The sequence below is a fragment of the Streptomyces lincolnensis genome (genome assembly GCF_001685355.1).
GTDB lineage: Bacteria > Actinomycetota > Actinomycetes > Streptomycetales > Streptomycetaceae > Streptomyces > Streptomyces lincolnensis.
Genome location: NZ_CP016438.1, coordinates 1,687,159 through 1,703,967, shown reverse-complemented (window position 1 = coordinate 1,703,967; position 16,809 = coordinate 1,687,159). Strand labels below are relative to the sequence as shown.

Annotated in this window: 16 protein-coding genes and 1 pseudogene; 12 read left to right on the top strand and 5 right to left on the bottom strand. The window is 72.4% G+C overall.

All coding sequences use genetic code 11. The annotated features are described in order from the left end of the window. The first annotated feature begins 422 nt into the window (after nt 1–422). The gene (locus tag SLINC_RS07455) at nt 423–701 is read left to right on the top strand and encodes a type II toxin-antitoxin system Phd/YefM family antitoxin (protein ID WP_067428177.1); all 279 of its coding nucleotides are present in this window, start codon (nt 423–425) and stop codon (nt 699–701) included. 90 nt (nt 702–791) lie between these two features. On the opposite strand, the gene SLINC_RS07450 is transcribed toward SLINC_RS07455, so the two are convergent. Beyond that, nucleotides 792–1,820 (bottom strand): hypothetical protein, encoded by a 1,029-nt coding sequence (locus SLINC_RS07450; RefSeq protein ID WP_107406566.1) that lies wholly within the window; start codon nt 1,818–1,820, stop codon nt 792–794. A gap of 154 nt (nt 1,821–1,974) precedes the next feature. Here SLINC_RS07450 and SLINC_RS07445 point away from each other — a divergent pair, with 154 nt between their 5' ends. The 11 genes and pseudogenes from SLINC_RS07445 to SLINC_RS07395 form a co-directional block, all read left to right on the top strand. After that, the gene (locus tag SLINC_RS07445; protein WP_067428173.1) at nt 1,975–2,649 is read left to right on the top strand and encodes a TetR/AcrR family transcriptional regulator; all 675 of its coding nucleotides are present in this window, start codon (nt 1,975–1,977) and stop codon (nt 2,647–2,649) included. An 88-nt stretch (nt 2,650–2,737) separates the two neighbouring features. Further along, on the top strand, nt 2,738–3,040 hold the full coding sequence (locus SLINC_RS07440) for an urease subunit gamma (protein WP_037782101.1): 303 nt from the start codon (nt 2,738–2,740) through the stop codon (nt 3,038–3,040). Between the two features lie 9 nt (nt 3,041–3,049). Beyond that, nucleotides 3,050–3,361 carry an urease subunit beta gene (locus tag SLINC_RS07435; RefSeq protein ID WP_067428171.1) on the top strand — a complete coding sequence of 104 codons (312 nt, stop codon included), beginning with the start codon at nt 3,050–3,052 and terminating at the stop codon, nt 3,359–3,361. Next, nucleotides 3,354–5,075: an urease subunit alpha gene (locus SLINC_RS07430; RefSeq protein ID WP_067428169.1), complete on the top strand. Its 1,722-nt coding sequence runs from the start codon at nt 3,354–3,356 to the stop codon at nt 5,073–5,075. Before SLINC_RS07435 ends, SLINC_RS07430 begins: the two co-directional genes overlap by 8 nt. Continuing rightward, nucleotides 5,075–5,749: an urease accessory protein UreF gene (locus SLINC_RS07425; protein WP_067428167.1), complete on the top strand. Its 675-nt coding sequence runs from the start codon at nt 5,075–5,077 to the stop codon at nt 5,747–5,749. Before SLINC_RS07430 ends, SLINC_RS07425 begins: the two co-directional genes overlap by 1 nt. A 137-nt stretch (nt 5,750–5,886) precedes the next feature. Continuing rightward, nucleotides 5,887–6,564, top strand: coding sequence for an urease accessory protein UreG (gene ureG, locus SLINC_RS07420; RefSeq protein WP_067428165.1), 678 nt, complete (start codon nt 5,887–5,889; stop codon nt 6,562–6,564). Then, nucleotides 6,552–7,325, top strand: a complete 774-nt coding sequence (locus SLINC_RS07415) for an urease accessory protein UreD (protein WP_067445130.1) — start codon at nt 6,552–6,554, stop codon at nt 7,323–7,325. The genes ureG and SLINC_RS07415 overlap by 13 nt, the downstream gene beginning before the upstream one ends. A 161-nt stretch (nt 7,326–7,486) precedes the next feature. Further along, nucleotides 7,487–9,088: an alpha/beta hydrolase gene (locus SLINC_RS07410; RefSeq protein ID WP_067428163.1), complete on the top strand. Its 1,602-nt coding sequence runs from the start codon at nt 7,487–7,489 to the stop codon at nt 9,086–9,088. 151 nt (nt 9,089–9,239) lie between these two features. Next, a complete protein-coding gene (locus SLINC_RS07405) occupies nt 9,240–9,758 on the top strand; it encodes a toxin-antitoxin system HicB family antitoxin (RefSeq protein ID WP_067428161.1) in 519 nt (172 codons plus the stop codon). A gap of 75 nt (nt 9,759–9,833) precedes the next feature. Next, nucleotides 9,834–10,673, top strand: coding sequence for a DUF4097 family beta strand repeat-containing protein (locus SLINC_RS07400; protein ID WP_067428160.1), 840 nt, complete (start codon nt 9,834–9,836; stop codon nt 10,671–10,673). Between the two features lie 28 nt (nt 10,674–10,701). Then, nucleotides 10,702–10,951: pseudogene (locus SLINC_RS07395) on the top strand (ABC transporter permease); the annotation flags it as partial. Here SLINC_RS07395 and SLINC_RS07390 read toward each other — a convergent pair. From SLINC_RS07390 to SLINC_RS07375, 4 genes are all read right to left on the bottom strand, one after another. Then, the gene (locus tag SLINC_RS07390; RefSeq protein WP_067428156.1) at nt 10,948–11,970 is read right to left on the bottom strand and encodes an NAD-dependent epimerase/dehydratase family protein; all 1,023 of its coding nucleotides are present in this window, start codon (nt 11,968–11,970) and stop codon (nt 10,948–10,950) included. The pseudogene SLINC_RS07395 and the gene SLINC_RS07390 sit on opposite strands and share 4 nt — an antisense overlap. 79 nt (nt 11,971–12,049) lie before the next feature. Next, a complete protein-coding gene (locus SLINC_RS07385; RefSeq protein ID WP_067428154.1) occupies nt 12,050–12,775 on the bottom strand; it encodes a lysophospholipid acyltransferase family protein in 726 nt (241 codons plus the stop codon). Nucleotides 12,776–12,942: 167 nt separating this feature from the next. Further along, nucleotides 12,943–14,187, bottom strand: a complete 1,245-nt coding sequence (locus SLINC_RS07380; protein ID WP_067428152.1) for a PP2C family protein-serine/threonine phosphatase — start codon at nt 14,185–14,187, stop codon at nt 12,943–12,945. A 60-nt stretch (nt 14,188–14,247) separates the two neighbouring features. Then, on the bottom strand, nt 14,248–16,707 hold the full coding sequence (locus tag SLINC_RS07375) for a SpoIIE family protein phosphatase (protein ID WP_067428150.1): 2,460 nt from the start codon (nt 16,705–16,707) through the stop codon (nt 14,248–14,250). Between the last annotated feature and the right edge of the window lie 102 nt (nt 16,708–16,809).

Below are 16,809 nucleotides of genomic sequence, written 5' to 3'. Positions count from 1 at the left end.
CTGACCTGCGGTCCCGTCCGAGGTCGCCGAGGAGGCTGCCGATGGGAGACATTCCGGCCGGTGAGCGGAGGCTTTGAGGAGCTTCTCCCGGAGAGTGCAACGGCCGCTGCGACCGTGCCGAGGTCCCGAGGCACCACACCTGGCTAGGGTCTGTTGCGAGAACCGGGCGAGCGGCGCGGGCCGCCGCTCGTCCGCCGGCCGGCCCCGGCCGGAGTTCCGCGCAGGACCGGTCGGAGCGGGGCGTTCCGCCGCACCGGAAAACTGCCAGGATTCAGTGCGACCAGATAGCTCTTCGTCTCACCTCGTCTCACACATTTCTCACAGACGAGAGCGCACGGGAGCACGTGAGAGCCCCTGACCTGGAACTTTGATGTCGTCACAGACCACGGTGAACCAAGATGGACGCGCCGTAAGCTAGGGGTATGGCCTACGAGATTCCGGTGACGCAAGCCAGGGCTGAACTCGCCGACCTGATCAACCGAGTGGTGTACGGCGGTGAGCGCGTCGTCGTGACGCGGCATGGAAAGCCCCTGGTAGCGCTGGTCTCCGCAGCCGATCTGGAGCGGCTGGAGGAGCTCGCCGAACCCGCGGAGGAGCAGGTGGTCAGCGCGGTCTCCGCCGTCCGTGAGGCCGCGTCCGCTCCTCGCGAACAGCAGCGCTTCGGCATCGCGGCCCACCATCGGGGACCCGGAGCCTCGTAGCGCGCCCCGGAACGCCCCCGGAGACGACAGGACCGTGCGCCCCCGTCCGCTACAGCGGGGACGCACGGTCGGACCGGTGTGGCCGGGTGGTCAGCCGACGGCGGTCAACTCCCGCTCGGACGCGGGCTCGACGCCGTTCTTCGCGCGCCTGCCGAGCGCGCCGCCGAGCAGTACGGCGCCCAGGCCCAGGGCGGCCCACCAGGTGAGCGTGAGGGCGGGCCCGGTCGCCGCCGCGCCGTCGAAGAAGGACACCGAGCGCAGCAGGGTCGTCCCCGCGCCCGGCGGCAGCCACTGGCCGAGGGTGCCGGCCGGCTCGGGCAGCATCCGCGGGGCGCTGGGCGCTCCGGAGAACGGGTTGCCGATCAGCATCACGGTGGCCGCGGCGAGGCCGATGCCCGCGGTGCCGATCAGGGCGGCGAGCCCCGCGACCGCGGCACCGATGGCCAGCGTCGTCAGGCCGAACGTGCCGGCCTCGGCCCACCAGCCGCCCGTGAGGACCCCGAGCCAGCTGTGTGCGATCGCGGTGGCCACCACACCGACCAGGGCGGCGGCGCCGACCAGTGTGGCCGCGGCCCGCGGTCCGCGCAGCCCGAGCAGGGTCACCAGCGCGCCCGCCGCGATGCCGGCGATGGCCAGCGGCAGCACGCTCGCGTTCAGGGCCGAGCCCCGTGGGTCCCCCTCGGGGGCGGGCACGACATCGACCGTCCTGACCTGGGTGCCCTCGGTGGCCGCCTTCTCCGCCACCGCCTGCTGGAGCAGCTGTGCGACGACAGGGCTCGCGGCCGACGCGGTGAGCAGCTCGGGACCCTGGGCGGTGACCACGACCGCGCCGTATACGGTCCGGTCCTCGATGGCCCGCCGGGCGGCGGCCTCGTCGGCGTAGCGATGGATCTCGAACGCGCCCTTGTGCTGTTCGAGTTGCCGCTCCACCTGCGTCACGGCCTGCGCGGGTCCGGCCACCCCCAGGGGAAGGTCGCGGGGCGCGGTGCGGGCGGCGGGCCAGGCGGAGGCCCACAGGGCGAGGGCGGCGAGCAGCGGGGCGAGGACGATCACGACCGCCAGGCGGCGCCCGTGCGGGAGCCGGTGCGGCGCCGGTCGCGTAGCGGATGCGGTGGACATGGGACTCCTCGGTCGATCGGGTGTCGGGTCGGGTGGCGCGGCAGGCGTTCGGTCTGTCAGTCAAAAAGAAGGATCGTTCGTTTTGGGTTCGTCATCACCATCCCGCCGTCCGCGTGCCTTGTCAAGAAGGAATGTTCGTTTTAGGTTGTGGACCATGGCTCGTGTATCCCAGGCACATCTCGACGCCCGTCGTCGGCAGATCCTCGACGCCGCCGCGCTCTGCTTCGCCCGCAACGGCTTCCACGCCACGTCGATGCAGGACGTCCTGAAGGAGGCCGACCTCTCGGCCGGGGCGGTGTACCGCTACTTCAGCGGCAAGGAGGAACTGATCGCCGCGATCGTCGGCGAGGTGCTCGGCGAGGTGCGCGGCGCCTTCGAGGAGGCGTCCCGGCAGTCCCCGCCCCCGCCCCCCGACAGCCTCGTGGCCGCCGTCCTGGGCCGGGTGCTCGCCCTGCGGGCGAACCTCGTCCTCGACGGCGTCCCCGCCTTCCCCCGTCTGGTCGTCCAGGTGTGGTCGGAGATCCCGCGCAACGACGAACTGGCGGCCGTACTGCGAGAGGGATACGGCGGCGTCCGCGCGGCCTGGGCCCGGATCGTCGAGGCCTATCAGGAGACCGGGGCGATGCGCCCCGACATCGAACCGGACCACGTGGCCCGCACGATGATCGCCTCCGTCCTGGGCTTCATCGCCCAGCAGTCTCTTTTCGGCCCCGCGCCGGTCGACGTCCTGCGGGACGGGCTGCGGGCGCTGATGAGCATGTCCTCCGGGCAGGTGGACACGGCGGCGGAGGACGGCGCGGTTAACTTGGTTGAAACGCCGTCCAACTAGCCTGCCCCTCCACGCCACCAGGGACTTTGCCCCGGGGCTGCGGCAACCGGACCCCGCACGGTTCGGAGCGAGGACTGTGAGGTGGGACGTGCAACTGACCCCGCACGAGCAAGAGAGGCTGCTGATCCACGTGGCGGCCGACGTGGCCGAGAAGCGCCGGGCCCGCGGGCTCAGGCTGAACCACCCCGAGGCCGTCGCCCTCATCACGTCGCACATCCTCGAAGGCGCCCGTGACGGCCGTACCGTCGCGGAGCTGATGGCCTCCGGGCGCAAGCTCCTCACCAGGGACGACGTCATGGAGGGCATCCCCGAGATGATCCACGACGTCCAGGTCGAGGCGACCTTCCCCGACGGCACCAAGCTCGTCACCGTCCACGACCCGATCGTCTGAGAGGCCTCGATGATCCCCGGAGAGTTCCTCTTCGCCTCGGGCCCGATCGTGTACAACGAGGGCCTCGACGTCACCGCGCTGACCGTGCTCAACGCCGCCGACCGGCCCGTGCAGGTCGGCTCCCACTACCACTTCGCCGAGGCCAACCCCGGTCTGGACTTCGACCGTGCCGCCGCGCGCGGCAAGCGGCTCAACATCGCCGCCGGCACCGCCGTGCGCTTCGAGCCCGGGATCCCCGTCGACGTCGAACTCGTTCCGCTCGCCGGTGCCCGCGTGGTGCCCGGCCTGCGCGGGGAGACCGGAGGTGCCCTCGATGCCTGAGATCTCGCGTGCCGCGTACGCCGACCTGTTCGGCCCCACGACCGGCGACCGCATCCGGCTGGCCGACACCGATCTGCTCGTCGAGATCGAGGAGGATCGTTCCGGCGGACCCGGGCTCGCCGGCGAGGAGGCCGTCTTCGGCGGCGGCAAGGTCATCCGCGAGTCCATGGGCCAGTCGCGGGCCACCCGCGCGGAAGGCACCCCGGACACGGTCGTCACCGGAGCGGTGATCATCGACCACTGGGGGATCGTCAAGGCCGACGTCGGTATCCGCGACGGCCGGATCACCGGCATCGGCAAGGCGGGCAACCCCGACACGATGAACGGGGTGCACCCCGACCTCGTCATCGGCCCCGAGACCGAGGTCATCGCGGGCAACGGACGGATCCTCACCGCCGGAGCCGTCGACGCGCACGTCCACTTCATCTGCCCGCAGATCGCCGACGAAGCGCTGTCCTCCGGGGTGACGACCCTGGTCGGCGGCGGCACCGGCCCCGCCGAGGGCTCCAAGGCGACGACGGTGACGCCCGGTCCGTGGCATCTGGCCCGGATGCTGGAGGCGATGGAGCAGTACCCGCTCAACATCGGTTTCCTCGGCAAGGGCAACACCGTCTCGCACGAGGCGATGCTGTCGCAGATCCGCGGCGGCGCGCTCGGTCTGAAGCTGCACGAGGACTGGGGCTCGACCCCGGCCGTCATCGACGCCGCGCTGACCGTCGCCGACCGCACCGGCATCCAGGTCGCCATCCACACGGACACGCTGAACGAGGCGGGGTTCGTCGGCGACACGCTGGCGGCGATCGCCGGACGCGGCATCCACGCGTACCACACCGAGGGCGCGGGCGGCGGGCACGCGCCGGACATCATGACCGTGGTCTCCGAACCGCACGTGCTGCCGAGTTCCACCAACCCGACGCGGCCCTACACCGTCAACACCGCCGAGGAACACCTCGACATGCTGATGGTGTGCCACCACCTGAATCCGGCGGTGCCGGAGGACCTCGCCTTCGCCGAGTCCCGCATCCGGCCCTCGACGATCGGCGCGGAGGACATCCTCCACGACCTGGGCGCGATCTCGATCATCTCCTCCGACGCGCAGGCCATGGGACGCGTGGGCGAGGTGATCCTGCGGACCTGGCAGACCGCCCATGTGATGAAGCGGCGGCGCGGGGCGCTGCCCGGCGACGGCCGTGCGGACAACCGCCGGGTGCGCCGCTACGTCGCCAAGTACACGATCAACCCGGCCGTCGCCCAGGGCCTCGCCCACGAGATCGGCTCCGTCGAGTCCGGCAAGCTCGCCGACCTGGTGCTGTGGGAGCCGGCGTTCTTCGGTGTCAAGCCGCACCTGGTGATCAAGGGCGGACAGATCGCCTACGCGCAGATGGGCGACGCCAACGCCTCCATCCCGACGCCGCAGCCGATCCTGCCGCGCCCGATGTACGGGGCGATCGGGCGGGCACCCGCCGCCAACTCGTTCAACTTCGTGGCACCGCTCGCCCTGGAGGACGGGCTGGCGGAGCGGCTCCAGCTCGGGAAGAAGTTCGTGGCGATCGAGTCGACCCGCTCGGTCACCAAGGCCGACATGCGCGAGAACGACGCGCGGCCCCGGGTCGAGGTCGACCCCGACAGCTTCGCCGTGCACATCGACGGGGAGCTCGTCGAGGCGACACCGGCCGCCGAACTGCCCATGGCCCAGCGGTACTTCCTCTTCTGATGTCCAGGGCCGCACTTCTTGTCCTGGCCGACGGACGCTTCCCCGCCGGAGGGCACGCGCACTCCGGCGGGGCCGAGGCCGCCGTCAAGGCCGGGCGGATCACGGGCGCCGCGAGCCTGGAGGACTTCTGCCGGGGGCGGTTGCACACGGCGGGGCGGGTCTCCGCCGCGCTGGCCGCGGCGGCCGTGCTCGGCGTGGATCCCGTGGAGCTGGACGCGGCCGCCGACGCGCGGACGCCGTCGCCGGCGCTGCGGACCGCCGCGCGCAAGCTCGGCCGGCAGCTGACGCGGGCCGCGCGGGCCACCTGGCCGTCGGGTGAACTGGACGCCCTGGCACGGGAGTTCCCCAAGGGGGCGCATCAGCCGGTGGTGCTGGGGCTCACGGCGCGGGCGGCCGGACTCGGGCCGATGGACGCGGCCTACTGCGCGGCGTACGAGAGTGTGAGCGGGCCGGCCTCGGCGACGGTGCGGCTGCTGTCCCTCGACCCGTTCGAGGCGACCGGGGTCCTGGCCCGGCTGGCGCCGGAGCTCGATCGCGTCGCGGACCGGGCGGCGGAGGACGCGCGGCGGGCCGTCGACGAAGGGGTCGACGCGCTGCCCGCGGCGTCCGCGCCCCTGCTGGAGATCGGCGCGGAGGCGCACGCCGCCTGGAGCGTGCGGTTGTTCGCGTCCTAGTTTTCTCGCCCCCGCCGCCCCTACCCGTCCCATCCCTGGGGGCTGCCGCCCCCAGACCCCCGCTTCGGCCCTGAAGGGGCCTCGTCCTCAAACGCCGGACGGGCTGAAAGTACGGGCCAGACCTATAGGAGCCGTTCATGCATCTCGACCACACCCACGACGGACCCGCTGCCGTCAGCGCCGATGCCCGCCGTCCCGACGGCTCCCGCCGCGCCCTGCGGATCGGGCTCGGGGGGCCCGTCGGGTCCGGGAAGACCGCGACCGTCGCCGCGCTGTGCCGGGCGCTGCGGGAGGAGCTGTCGCTGGCGGTCGTCACCAACGACATCTACACGCGGGAGGACGCGGAGTTCCTGCTGAGGGAGGCCGTGCTGCCGCCCGAGCGGATCACGGCCGTCGAGACGGGGGCCTGTCCGCACACGGCGATCCGGGACGACATCTCGGCCAACCTCGAAGCGGTGGAGGACCTGGAGGACGAGGTCGGGCCGCTGGACCTGATCCTCGTCGAGTCCGGCGGGGACAATCTGACCGCGACCTTCTCGAAGGGGCTCGTGGACGCGCAGATCTTCGTGATCGACGTGGCCGGAGGGGACGACATCCCGCGCAAGGGCGGCCCCGGTGTGACCACCGCCGACCTCCTCGTCGTCAACAAGACCGACCTCGCCCCGTACGTCGGCTCGGACCTCGGGCGGATGGCGGCCGACGCCAAGGCGCAGCGGGCCGAACTGCCGGTCGTTTTCCAGTCGCTCCGGAGCGAGCCCGGGGTGAGCGAGGTGGCCGCGTGGGTGCGGACACGGCTCGCCGCGTGGACGGCGTGACGGCGGCCGTGGCGGGAGTACGGGCCACCGCGCGGATCCTCGCGCGGGACGACGGCAGGGGCGGCACCTCGCTGCCCGTCCTGGAGGGCGACGGGCCGCTGGCGCTGCGGCGGACCCGGGGCAGCGGCGACGAGGCGCGGGTCATGCTGGTCGGAGCGATGAGCGGGCCGCTCGGCGGCGACCACTTCACCGTGGAGGCCGGCGTCGAGGCGGGGGCCCGACTCCGCGTCGGATCGGCCGCCGCCACCATCGCGCTGCCGGGACAGGCCAAGGGCGAGGCCCGCTACGACGTGCGCCTCACCGTCGTCGACGGCGGCGAACTGCACTGGCTGCCCGAGCAGTTGATCTCCGCGCAGGGCAGCGAGCTGTACGTCACGACACGCGTCGACCTCGGCGCGACGGCCCGGCTCGTCCTGCGCGAGGAACAGGTGCTCGGGCGCGTGGGCGAGGACCCCGGGCGGCTCACCGGCCGGCTTGTCCTGCGGGTCGGCGGCCGGCTCGTCCTCGACCAGGAACTGGCCTGCGGTCCCGGGGCGCCGGGCGGCTGGGACGGCCCGGCGGTCCTCGCCGGCCACCGTGCCGTGGGCCAGCTCGTCGTCGTACGACCGGAGTTCGCGGCCGAGCCGGTCACGGCCCGGGTGCTGGGAGAGGGCGCCGCGGTCGTACCGCTGGCCGGACCCGCGGCCCTCGTCACCGCCGTGGCGACGGACGGGCTACGGCTGCGCCGGGTGCTGGACGAGGCGCTCGCCTCCCTCTCCTAGCCCGGGCTCCTGGCCCCGGGCTCCTGGCCCCGGATCCGCCGAGCGGACGAGGACTTCCGTTTATCGGATTGGCAAAGAAGGCCGGTCACCCCTGTTCACATGAACATCACAGCCGGGAGGATCCCCGTACCAATCGCAACGATGTACGGGGAGGGGCCCTCTTGAGGGACACAAGACCGAAGTGGCGGACGACGGCACTCGGTTCGGCCGGAGCGATCGTCACGGCCACGCTGATAGCCGGCGCCGTGGCAGCGCCCACGGCGAGCGCCACCGGGGAATCCCGCGGTGGCCAGGACCGCGAGGCGCGCGGTGTCGCGCTCGCCGCCGAGAAGGCCGCCAAGGCCGGGATCGACTGGCAGGACTGCCCGGCCGACTGGGGCCTGGAGAAGCCGATCCAGTGCGGCTACGTCACCGTGCCGCTCGACTACGCCAAGCCCCACGGCAAGCAGATCAAGCTGGCCGTCGACCGCATCGGCAGCACCGGGACCAAGGAGGAGCGCCAGGGCGCGCTCATCTACAACCCCGGCGGACCCGGTGCCTCCGGCCTGCGCTTCCCGCGCCGCGTCACGACCAAGGCGCCGCTGTGGGTCAACACCGCCAAGGCCTACGACTTCGTGGGCTTCGACCCGCGCGGTGTCGGAAGGTCGGCGCCCATCTCCTGCATCGACCCGCAGGAGTTCGTCAAGGCGCCCAAGATGGATCCGGTGCCGGACTCCGAGGCCGACAAGCGCGCCCAGCGCAAGCTCGCCCGCGAGTACGCCGAGGGCTGCTACGAGCGCAGCGGCGAGATGCTGCCGCACATGACCACTCCGAACAGCGCGCGCGACCTGGACGTCATCCGCGCCGCGCTGGGCGAGAAGAAGCTCAACTTCCTGGGCGTCTCCTACGGCACCTACCTCGGAGCGGTCTACGGCACGCTGTTCCCGGGCCACGTCCGCCGCATGATCGTCGACAGCGTCGTCAACCCGTCCCGGGAGAAGATCTGGTACGAGGCCAACCTCGACCAGGACGTCGCCTTCGAGATGCGCTGGAAGGACTGGCAGGACTGGGTCGCCAAGAACGACGCGACCTACCACCTCGGCGACACCCGTGCCGAAGTGCAGGCGAAGTGGCTGGAGCTGCGGGCCACCGCGAAGAAGAGCCCCATCGGCGGGGTCGTCGGCCCGGCCGAGCTGATCGGCTTCTTCCAGGGCGCCCCGTACTACGACTCCTCGTGGGCTCCGGTCGCCTCCGTGTTCAGCAAGTACGTCGCGGGCGACACCCAGGCCCTGGTCGACGCGGCCGCTCCGGACCTGTCGGACACCGCGGGCAACGCGTCCTCGGAGAACGGCAACGCCGTCTACACGGCCGTGGAGTGCGCCGACGCCAAGTGGCCCACCAGTTGGCGCAAGTGGGACCGCGACAACACCAGGCTGCACCAGAACTACCCGTTCCTGACCTGGTCCAACGCCTGGATGAACCTGCCCTGTGCCACCTGGCCGGTCAAGCAGCAGACGCCGGTGGACGTCAGGGCCGGCAAGGGCCTGCCGGGGGTCCTCATCGTGCAGGCCGAGCGTGACGCCGCCACCCCGTACGGCGGCGCCGTCGAACTCCACAAGCGCTTCAAGGGCTCCCGCCTGATCACCGAGAAGGACGCGGGCTCCCACGGCGTGACCAACCTGGTCAACCCGTGCATCAACGAGCGGGTGGAGACCTATCTGCTCACCGGCAAGCTGGACGGCCGCGACGTGACCTGCACACCGCACGCCACGCCCAAGCCGTAACACCGCGGGACGTACGACAGAGGAGGGGGCGGCCGACGGCCGTCCCCTCCTTCCTTTGTATGGCACCACTTGGGTGCCATATGGCACCGGATGGCATAACGTGGCGCCACTTTGCTTGCAGGTGGCGCCACTGTGGTGCCATCATGGCGTCATGGACCTCACCCCGTATGTCCACACCCTCCGCCGCGAACTCGCGGTGGCCGCCGAGGCCGGTGGTAGCGAAGCCCGGGAGCTGGCCGAGAGGCTCACGGCTCCGCTGGAGTCGGCGACACGGCTGACCATGCTCAACGTGCTCTCCGCCGCGATGGACGAGATCACCCACGAACTCGCCCCCGGCTCGGTCGACGTACGGCTGCGTGGGCTCGACCCCGAGTTCGTGGTGACACCGCCGCCCGACTACGGCAGCGGTCCCGGGGAGCCGGCCGCGTCCGCCGGACCGCTGAAGGCCCCGGTTCCCGCCGACGGCGACGAGGGCGGCACCGCCCGCGTCAACCTGCGGCTGCCGGCCCACCTCAAGACCCGCGCCGAGGAGGCCGCGACCCGCGAGGGTCTGTCGGTCAACGCGTGGCTGGTACGCGCGGTGTCGGCCGCGGTCGACGGCGGGACGCAGCCGCGTACGACGGAACGGAGCCGCACCGTCGGTCAGAGCTTCACGGGCTGGGTGCGCTGACCGCGCCCCTGCCCGCATCGCACACCACGTCCCACCAGCGGGGACGGCTCAAGGACTCATGAGGACGGGACAGCCATGCCTTCTTTCGACACTCCCGAACCGATTTCGGTCACGGCACACGTGGGCGCCGGTTCCATCCAGTTCGCCGCGGGCGACCGCCTCGACACGGTCGTCGAGGTGCGGCCCCGTGACCCGGAGCGGGACAAGGACGTGCGGGCCGCCGAGCAGACCGAGGTCGCGTATGCGAGCGGTGTCCTGACCGTCAGGACGACGGAGCGCCGCCTCATCGGGCCCTCCGGCGCGGTCGACGTGGTGGTCGACCTGCCCGCGGGTTCGCACATCGAGGTGACCGGCTCCTGGGCCCAGGTCCTCGGTGAGGGCCGGCTCGGCGAGGTCCGGGTGAAGGCCTCGGGCGACGTCCGCCTCGACACCACCGGTCCGCTGAACGTGACAGCCGCCCACGGCTCGATCGTCGTGGACCGGGTCGAGGGCATGGCCGAGATCACCACCAGCTCCGGCAACATGCGCGTCGGGTTCGTCGACGGCCCCGCCGTCCTGAAGAACTCGAACGGCACCACGACCGTCGGCGTCGTGACCGGCGACCTGCGGGTGAAGGGCGCCAACGGCGGCATCGACATCACCCGCGCCGAGGCGTCGGTCACCGTCACCACGACCAACGCCTCCTTTCGCGTCGGCGAAGTCGCCGGCGGCGACGTCCAGTTGGAGACCTCCAACGGCTCCATCGCGGTCGGCATCCGCGAGGGCACCGCAGCCTGGCTCGACGTCAGCTCCAACCGGGGGCAGGTGCGCAACAGGCTCACCGCGTCGGAGGCTCCGGAGGAGACCGAGGACACCGTCAAGGTCCGCGCCCGGACCAACTGGGGCAACATCGACGTCCTCCGCGCGAAGGCCTGAGCGCCCTGTCCTGAGCTGGTTCCATGGAGCCGTGGCCGTCGGCTTCCGCTCCACCGATGCCACCGTCCCGGAGTGGATCCCGGCGGTCGGGCTGCTGGCGCTCGTCTCCCTGGCGCTCACCTGGATCGCCGTCGGGATGGGCCATCGAGACCCTGCGCGGCCTGCTCCTCGGCACCGGGATCGGCCACAACGGCCGGCTCGCCGTCGCCTGGTGCCTCGGCCTGGCCGCGCTCGGCTACTTCTGGTCCACGTCGAGGTTCAACCGCGACCCGAACTAGAGACCCGAACCAGAGAGGAAGGCGTCCTCCGCCGCGTAGTCGAAGAGGTCGCCGTACACCTCGAACATCTTCGGGTACGCCTCCCGCCAGTCCCCTTCGCCCAGCCTGCCCTCGATCCACGCGACGGTCTCCGGCAGGCTCTCGGCGTACCGGACCACGGGGCGGTAGCCCAGCTCCCGTTCGGCGGCCGACATGGCGCAGACCACCGGCACCGGCGTCGACCAGGGGGTGGCGCCCACCGTCGGCGACGGCGGCGGCCCGTCCACGAGCACGTTCTCGGTCTCCACGCCCATCACGGCGTCGATCGCGGCGGCGATCTGCACCACCGTCGGCGCGTCCGGGTCGACGGCGTTCAGGGCCCGGGAGCCGGGCCGCGCGGCGGCCAGCCGGATCAGCTCGGCGATGTTGTGGACGTTCGCCGGGTGGAACCGGCTCTCACCGCGGTAGGACAGCACGCGCCGGGGGCGGCGGTCCAGGTTGCGCTTGACGAAGTACAGCTCGCGCGGGGTCCGGCAGTGCGGTCCGTGAATCGCCCCGGCCCGCAGGAGCGTGGTGGGCAACCGGTCGCCCGCGGCGAGGAGTTCGCGTTCCAGGCCCGCCTTGCGGGTGCTGTACGACGTGTCGGCGGGGGCGACGGTCCGCTGCTCCTCCGTGACCGGGACCGGGTACTCGGGAAAACCTCCCGGCTCTTCCTGGGTGTCGAAGTTCCGCCCCTTGTCGTCCTCGTACACCGAGAGGCTGGAGATCACCACGGCGGAGCCGACCCGGTCGGAGAGCGCGAGCAACTGCCGGGCGTGTTCCGGCCCGTAGGCGACCAGGTCCACCAGGACGTCGCAGCCGTCGCCGACCGCGTCCGCCAGGACCGTGTCGTCCGTCCGGTCGGCCCGCGCGACCCGCACCCCCTCGGGCCAGCCGTCGTCCCGCCCGCCGCCCCGCGAGACGGCCGTGACCTCCCAGTCGTCCCGGGCGAGCGCGCCCACGGCCGCCCGTCCGATCTGTCCCGTCGCTCCGATCACCACAGCGCGTCGTGTCATGCCGTGACCGTACGACGGTCAACTCCCGTTCTGCCACGGGGTTCTGCCGACGGCAGAGCTCGGCTCAGCTCAGCGGCATCCGGGGGAACCGGCGCTCCTTGTCCCGGCGCGCGGCGGCCTCCTCGGCCTTGGCGACGGCCGCGTACTGGTCGACGTACTCCTGCTCGGACAGCTTGAGGATCGCGTACATGATCTCGTCGGTGATGGCGCGCAGGATGGCCTTCTCGTTCTCCATGCCGGCGTAGCGGGAGAAGTCGAGCGGCTTGCCGAAGCGGATCACCACGGGGTGGATGTTGGGGATGACCTTCCCGGGCGGCTGGGCCTCGAAGGTGCCGATCATCGCGCACGGGATCACCGGGACCTGAGCCTTGAGCGCCATGACCGCCACCCCGACCTTGCCCTTGTAGAGCCGCCCGTCGTGCGAGCGCGTCCCCTCGGGATAGATGCCCAGCAGCTCGTCCTTGCTCAGCACACCGAGCCCCTCGCGGATCGCCGCCTGGCCCGCCTCCTTGCCGGAGCGGTCCACCGGGATCTGCCCCGCGCTGCGGAAGAAGAACGCGGTCAGCCGACCCCTGAGACCCGGGCCCGTGAAGTACTCGGCCTTCGCCAGGAAGGTGATGCGGCGCTTGAGGACCGCGGGCATCAGGAAGTGGTCGGAGAAGGAGAGATGGTTGCCCGCGACGATGGCCGGGCCGGTGTCCGGGACGTGTTCGAGGCCCTCTATTCGAGGCCGGAACACCAGTCTCAGCAGCGGGCCCAGCAACACGTACTTGAGCACGTAGTAGAACAACGGGACGCTCCTCACTCCGGCGGATGGCTCAACCGCCGTGTTCAAGCAGGTCAACCGGCGTGTTGTGGGGGGTGCCAGTGTAGGCGCACGCGCTGAGAGGGGGAACCGGGCCCGCTCGGCCACCCGGCCCCGGACAACGGCCTGTTGGACCCTTCCGGCAAGCGCGTTCACAGTCGTACGACGATCAGGGCCGTGTCGTCCGTCGCGCCGCCCGGGGGCAGCAGCTCCAGGAGGACCGCGTCGGCGAGGGTGTCGGGGTCGGACGCGCGGTGCCGGGTGAGGGCGTCGGCGAGGCGGGCCAGGCCGGTGTCGATGTCCTCGCGGCGCCGCTCGATCAGACCGTCGGTGTACAGCACCAGCGTGTCGCCGTCGGCGAAGGCGGTCTCGGCCTCAGGTCTGGGCTCCGGGTCGGGACGGGCGTCCAGCGGGGGGTCGGTGGCCCGGTCGAGGAACTCCACCCGGCCGTCGGGACGGACCAGCGCGGGCGGCGGATGGCCGGCGCTGCTGTAGGTGATGGTGCGGCGGTCGAAGTCGACGAAGGTCGTGACCGCGGTGGCGGACTCGGCGCCGTCGACCACATGGGCGTAGCGCCCGAGGACGTCGAGCGCCTGGGCGGGCCCGTCGGCGACCCGGGAGGTGGCGGTGAGCGCGCTGCGCAGCTGGCCCATGACGCCGGCGGCGGCCAGTCCGTGGCCGACCACGTCGCCCACGGACACCCCGATCCGGTTGCCGCCCACCAGGTCGACCAGGTCGTACCAGTCGCCGCACACGTTCAGCGCGCCGACCGCGGGCCGGTAGCGCACGGCGGCCCGGTGGTGGCCGACCTGGCGGTGGGCGGGCAGCATCGCCTCCTGAAGGGCCAGGGCCACCTCGCGCTCGCGGGCGTGCGCCTGGCGCAGCCGGTCGTTGAGATCCTGGAGCTCACGGGCGCGGGTGTACAACTCGGCCTCCAGTACCCGGCCCCGGCTGCCGGCCCGTCCGCCCCCGCCCCGGCGGCCGCGGGCCCGGATCAGTTCGGTGACCTCCTCGACCCGGTGCACCAGCAGCACCACCTCGCCGTCCGGTCCGCACACCGGCGCGTTGCAGGGGCTCCAGTACCGCTCCTGCCACTGGCCGGGCCGCTCCGGGTCCTCCACGTCGTAGCGCTGGAGGGCCATCGCGTCCCGCTCGCCGGTGTCCAGCACCCGGTGCAGCGAGGCCTTGAGGTTGCGCATGCCCGTCGCCGCGCTGTCGTTGGGGTTGTCCGGGAAGACGTCGAAGAGATGGTGCCCGATGAGCTGCTCGCGCTCCCTGCCGGACTGCCGGACGAACTCCTCGTTGACGTCGGCGAACACCAGGTCGGGCCCCAGCAGGGCCACCATGCCGGGCAGGGCCTGGAAGACCGCCGCGTAGTCGATAGCCGAATCGTTCATGGCACCGCTCTCACCACCGGGATCATCCCAGTTTCCCACGTTATGGGCGTGATCAGTGTGTCAGGCCGATGGATCCGTGAGGGACTGTTCCGCCCAGATGATCTTCCCTTCGGGGACGTAACGGGTGCCCCACCGCTGGCTGAACTGGGACACCAGCAGCAGGCCGCGCCCGCCCTCGTCCGTGGTGCGGGGGTGGCGCAGATGCGGCGCGGTGGCGCTGCCGTCGAAGACCTCGCAGGTCAGGGCGCGCTCCTTGACCAGGCGGAGGCGGACAGGACCGGTGGCGTGCCGGATGGCGTTGGTGACCAGTTCGCTGACGACCAGTTCCGTGGTGAACGCCAGATCCTCCAGACCCCACTCGGTCAGTACCCGGGAGGCCGCCTTGCGGGCGTCGGAGACCGCGGCGGGGTCGGCGGGCAGGTCCCACTCCATGACCTGGCCGGCCCCCAGGACCCTGGTGCGGGCCATCAGCAGGGCCACGTCGTCGTGCGGGCGGGCCGGGACCAGCGCGTCGACCACGACCCGGCAGCGCCGGTCGAGCGAGGGCTCGGAACGCTCCAGGGCCAGCCGCAGCCGGTCCCGGTCCGCGTCGACGACCCAGTCCTGCCCGTGGGCCAGCAGCCCGTCGGTGTGCAGCACGAGGGTGCTCCCCTCCGGCAGGGCCAGCTCGACCGACTCGAACGGCGGGCCACCGGTGCCCAGCGGCGACCCCTGCGGCAGGTCGACGAAGGTGACGGTGCCGTCGGGCAGCACCACGGTGGGCGCGGGATGCCCCGCGGCGGCCATCGCGCACTGTCCGTCGACCGGGTCGTAGACGACGTACACACACCCGGACCCCACCGCCTCGGTGCTGTCGGCGCCCTCGGTGCCCGGCACCACACCCTCCTCGCGGGCCGACCGCGCGACCAGGTCGTCCAGGTGGGCGAGCACCTCCTGGGGCGGCAGATCCAGCGCGGCGAGGGTGCGTACGGCGGTGCGCAGCCCGCCCATCGCCGCCGCGGCGGCGATGCCGTGACCGGGCACCTCGCCCACCACCAGGGCGACCCGGGCACCGGACAGCGGGACCAGGTCGTACCAGTCGCCGCCCAGGCCGGTCAGCTCGTCGGCCGGCCGGTAGCAGGCGGCGACCTCCACGGCGTCCTGCTCGGGCAGCCGGTGGGGGAGCAGGCTGCGCTGGAGCAGCAGGGCGGCGTCGCGCTCGCGGGTGTAGCGGCGGGCGTTGTCCACGCAGACGGCGGCCCGTGACATCAGGTCCTCGGCCAGGCTCAGGTCGTCCTCGTCGAAGGGCTCCTGGCGGCGGCGCCGGAAGAAGGTGGTGATGCCCAGGGTGACGCCCCGCGCCCGGATCGGCACGATCATCACGCTGTGCAGCCCCAGTTCCAGGAAGGTGGCCCGGCGCCCGTCGGCGATGTCCGTGGCCCACTCCTCGGCGAGCGGGTCGAGCCGCTCCTCGCGCCAGGAGGTGCCGCTGGTGAGACAGCGGATCGGCGGCGAACCGGGCCGGTAGGCGGCCACGTCCCCGATGTCGACGACGGCCTCCGGGACGGTCGCGTTCACGGACTGCTGGCCCGCCCGGCGCAGCGGTACCGGGTCCGTGCCGTCCGGCGGACCGGGGGCGGGCTCGGCGCCGCGCATCACCGACCCCAGCAGGTCGACGCAGACGAAGTCGGCGAGCCCCGGAACGGACACGTCCGCCAGCTCCTGCGCGGTCCGGGTGATGTCCAGGGTGCGGCCGATGTGCTCGCCGGCCCGGTCGAGCAGGGCCAGCCGCTGCCGGGCCCGGTGCCGCTCGGTGACGTCGACGACCGTGTAGTACACGCCCATCGGGTGGCCGAGATCGTCGTCGAGGCGGGTGAACGACAGCATGTGCGCGGTCTCCCGGTGCGGCGCGGAACGCAGCCGGCCCACGTGCTCGTACCCGATCACCGGCTCCCCGGTCCGCAGCACCTGCCGCATCCGGGCCTCGATGTCCTCGGAGTCCAGTCCCGGCTGGATGTCCGCCAGGCGCCGGCCGAGCCGCTGGTACGCCGGTCCGCCGCCGAACTGCTCCAGGGCCGCGTTGGACCACACGAACCGCAGGTCGGTGTCCACGATCGCGATGCCGACGGGCGAGCGGGCGGCCATCTGCTCCAGCATCGAGCGGCTCATGTCCCAGCCCGGGGCCTGCTCCATCTCCGACAGCAGCACCAGCCACCGCACGGACCCCCGGGCCTCCGTCGCCGAGGCGATCCGCACCATGAGCCTGACCGGCCGGCCGTCCTTGTGCCGCGCGGTCAGCAGCCCCGCCCAGCCGTCGTCCCGGCCGCACCGCTCGGCCAGTTCGGGCAGCCGCCGCGCGTCCTCGTCGCAGAGCAGATCGGCCACACGCGTGCCCACCACCTCGGCGGCCGCGTATCCCAGCAGCCGTCGGGCGTCCTTGGTCCAGCTCGTCACCACGCCTTGCGCGTCGAGCAGCAACGGCACGGCATCGGCCACGTCGAACCGCTGCCGGGCCACGTACCGCTCCTCCTGTGTGCCCACGGCCGACCTCTCTGTCGCTGAGAGTGGTCTACCCTTCCTGACTCAATCTTCACCCTCCCCGCTCCGGCCGCGCGCCGACCGCGGCTGTCCGTGTGGTCGGCG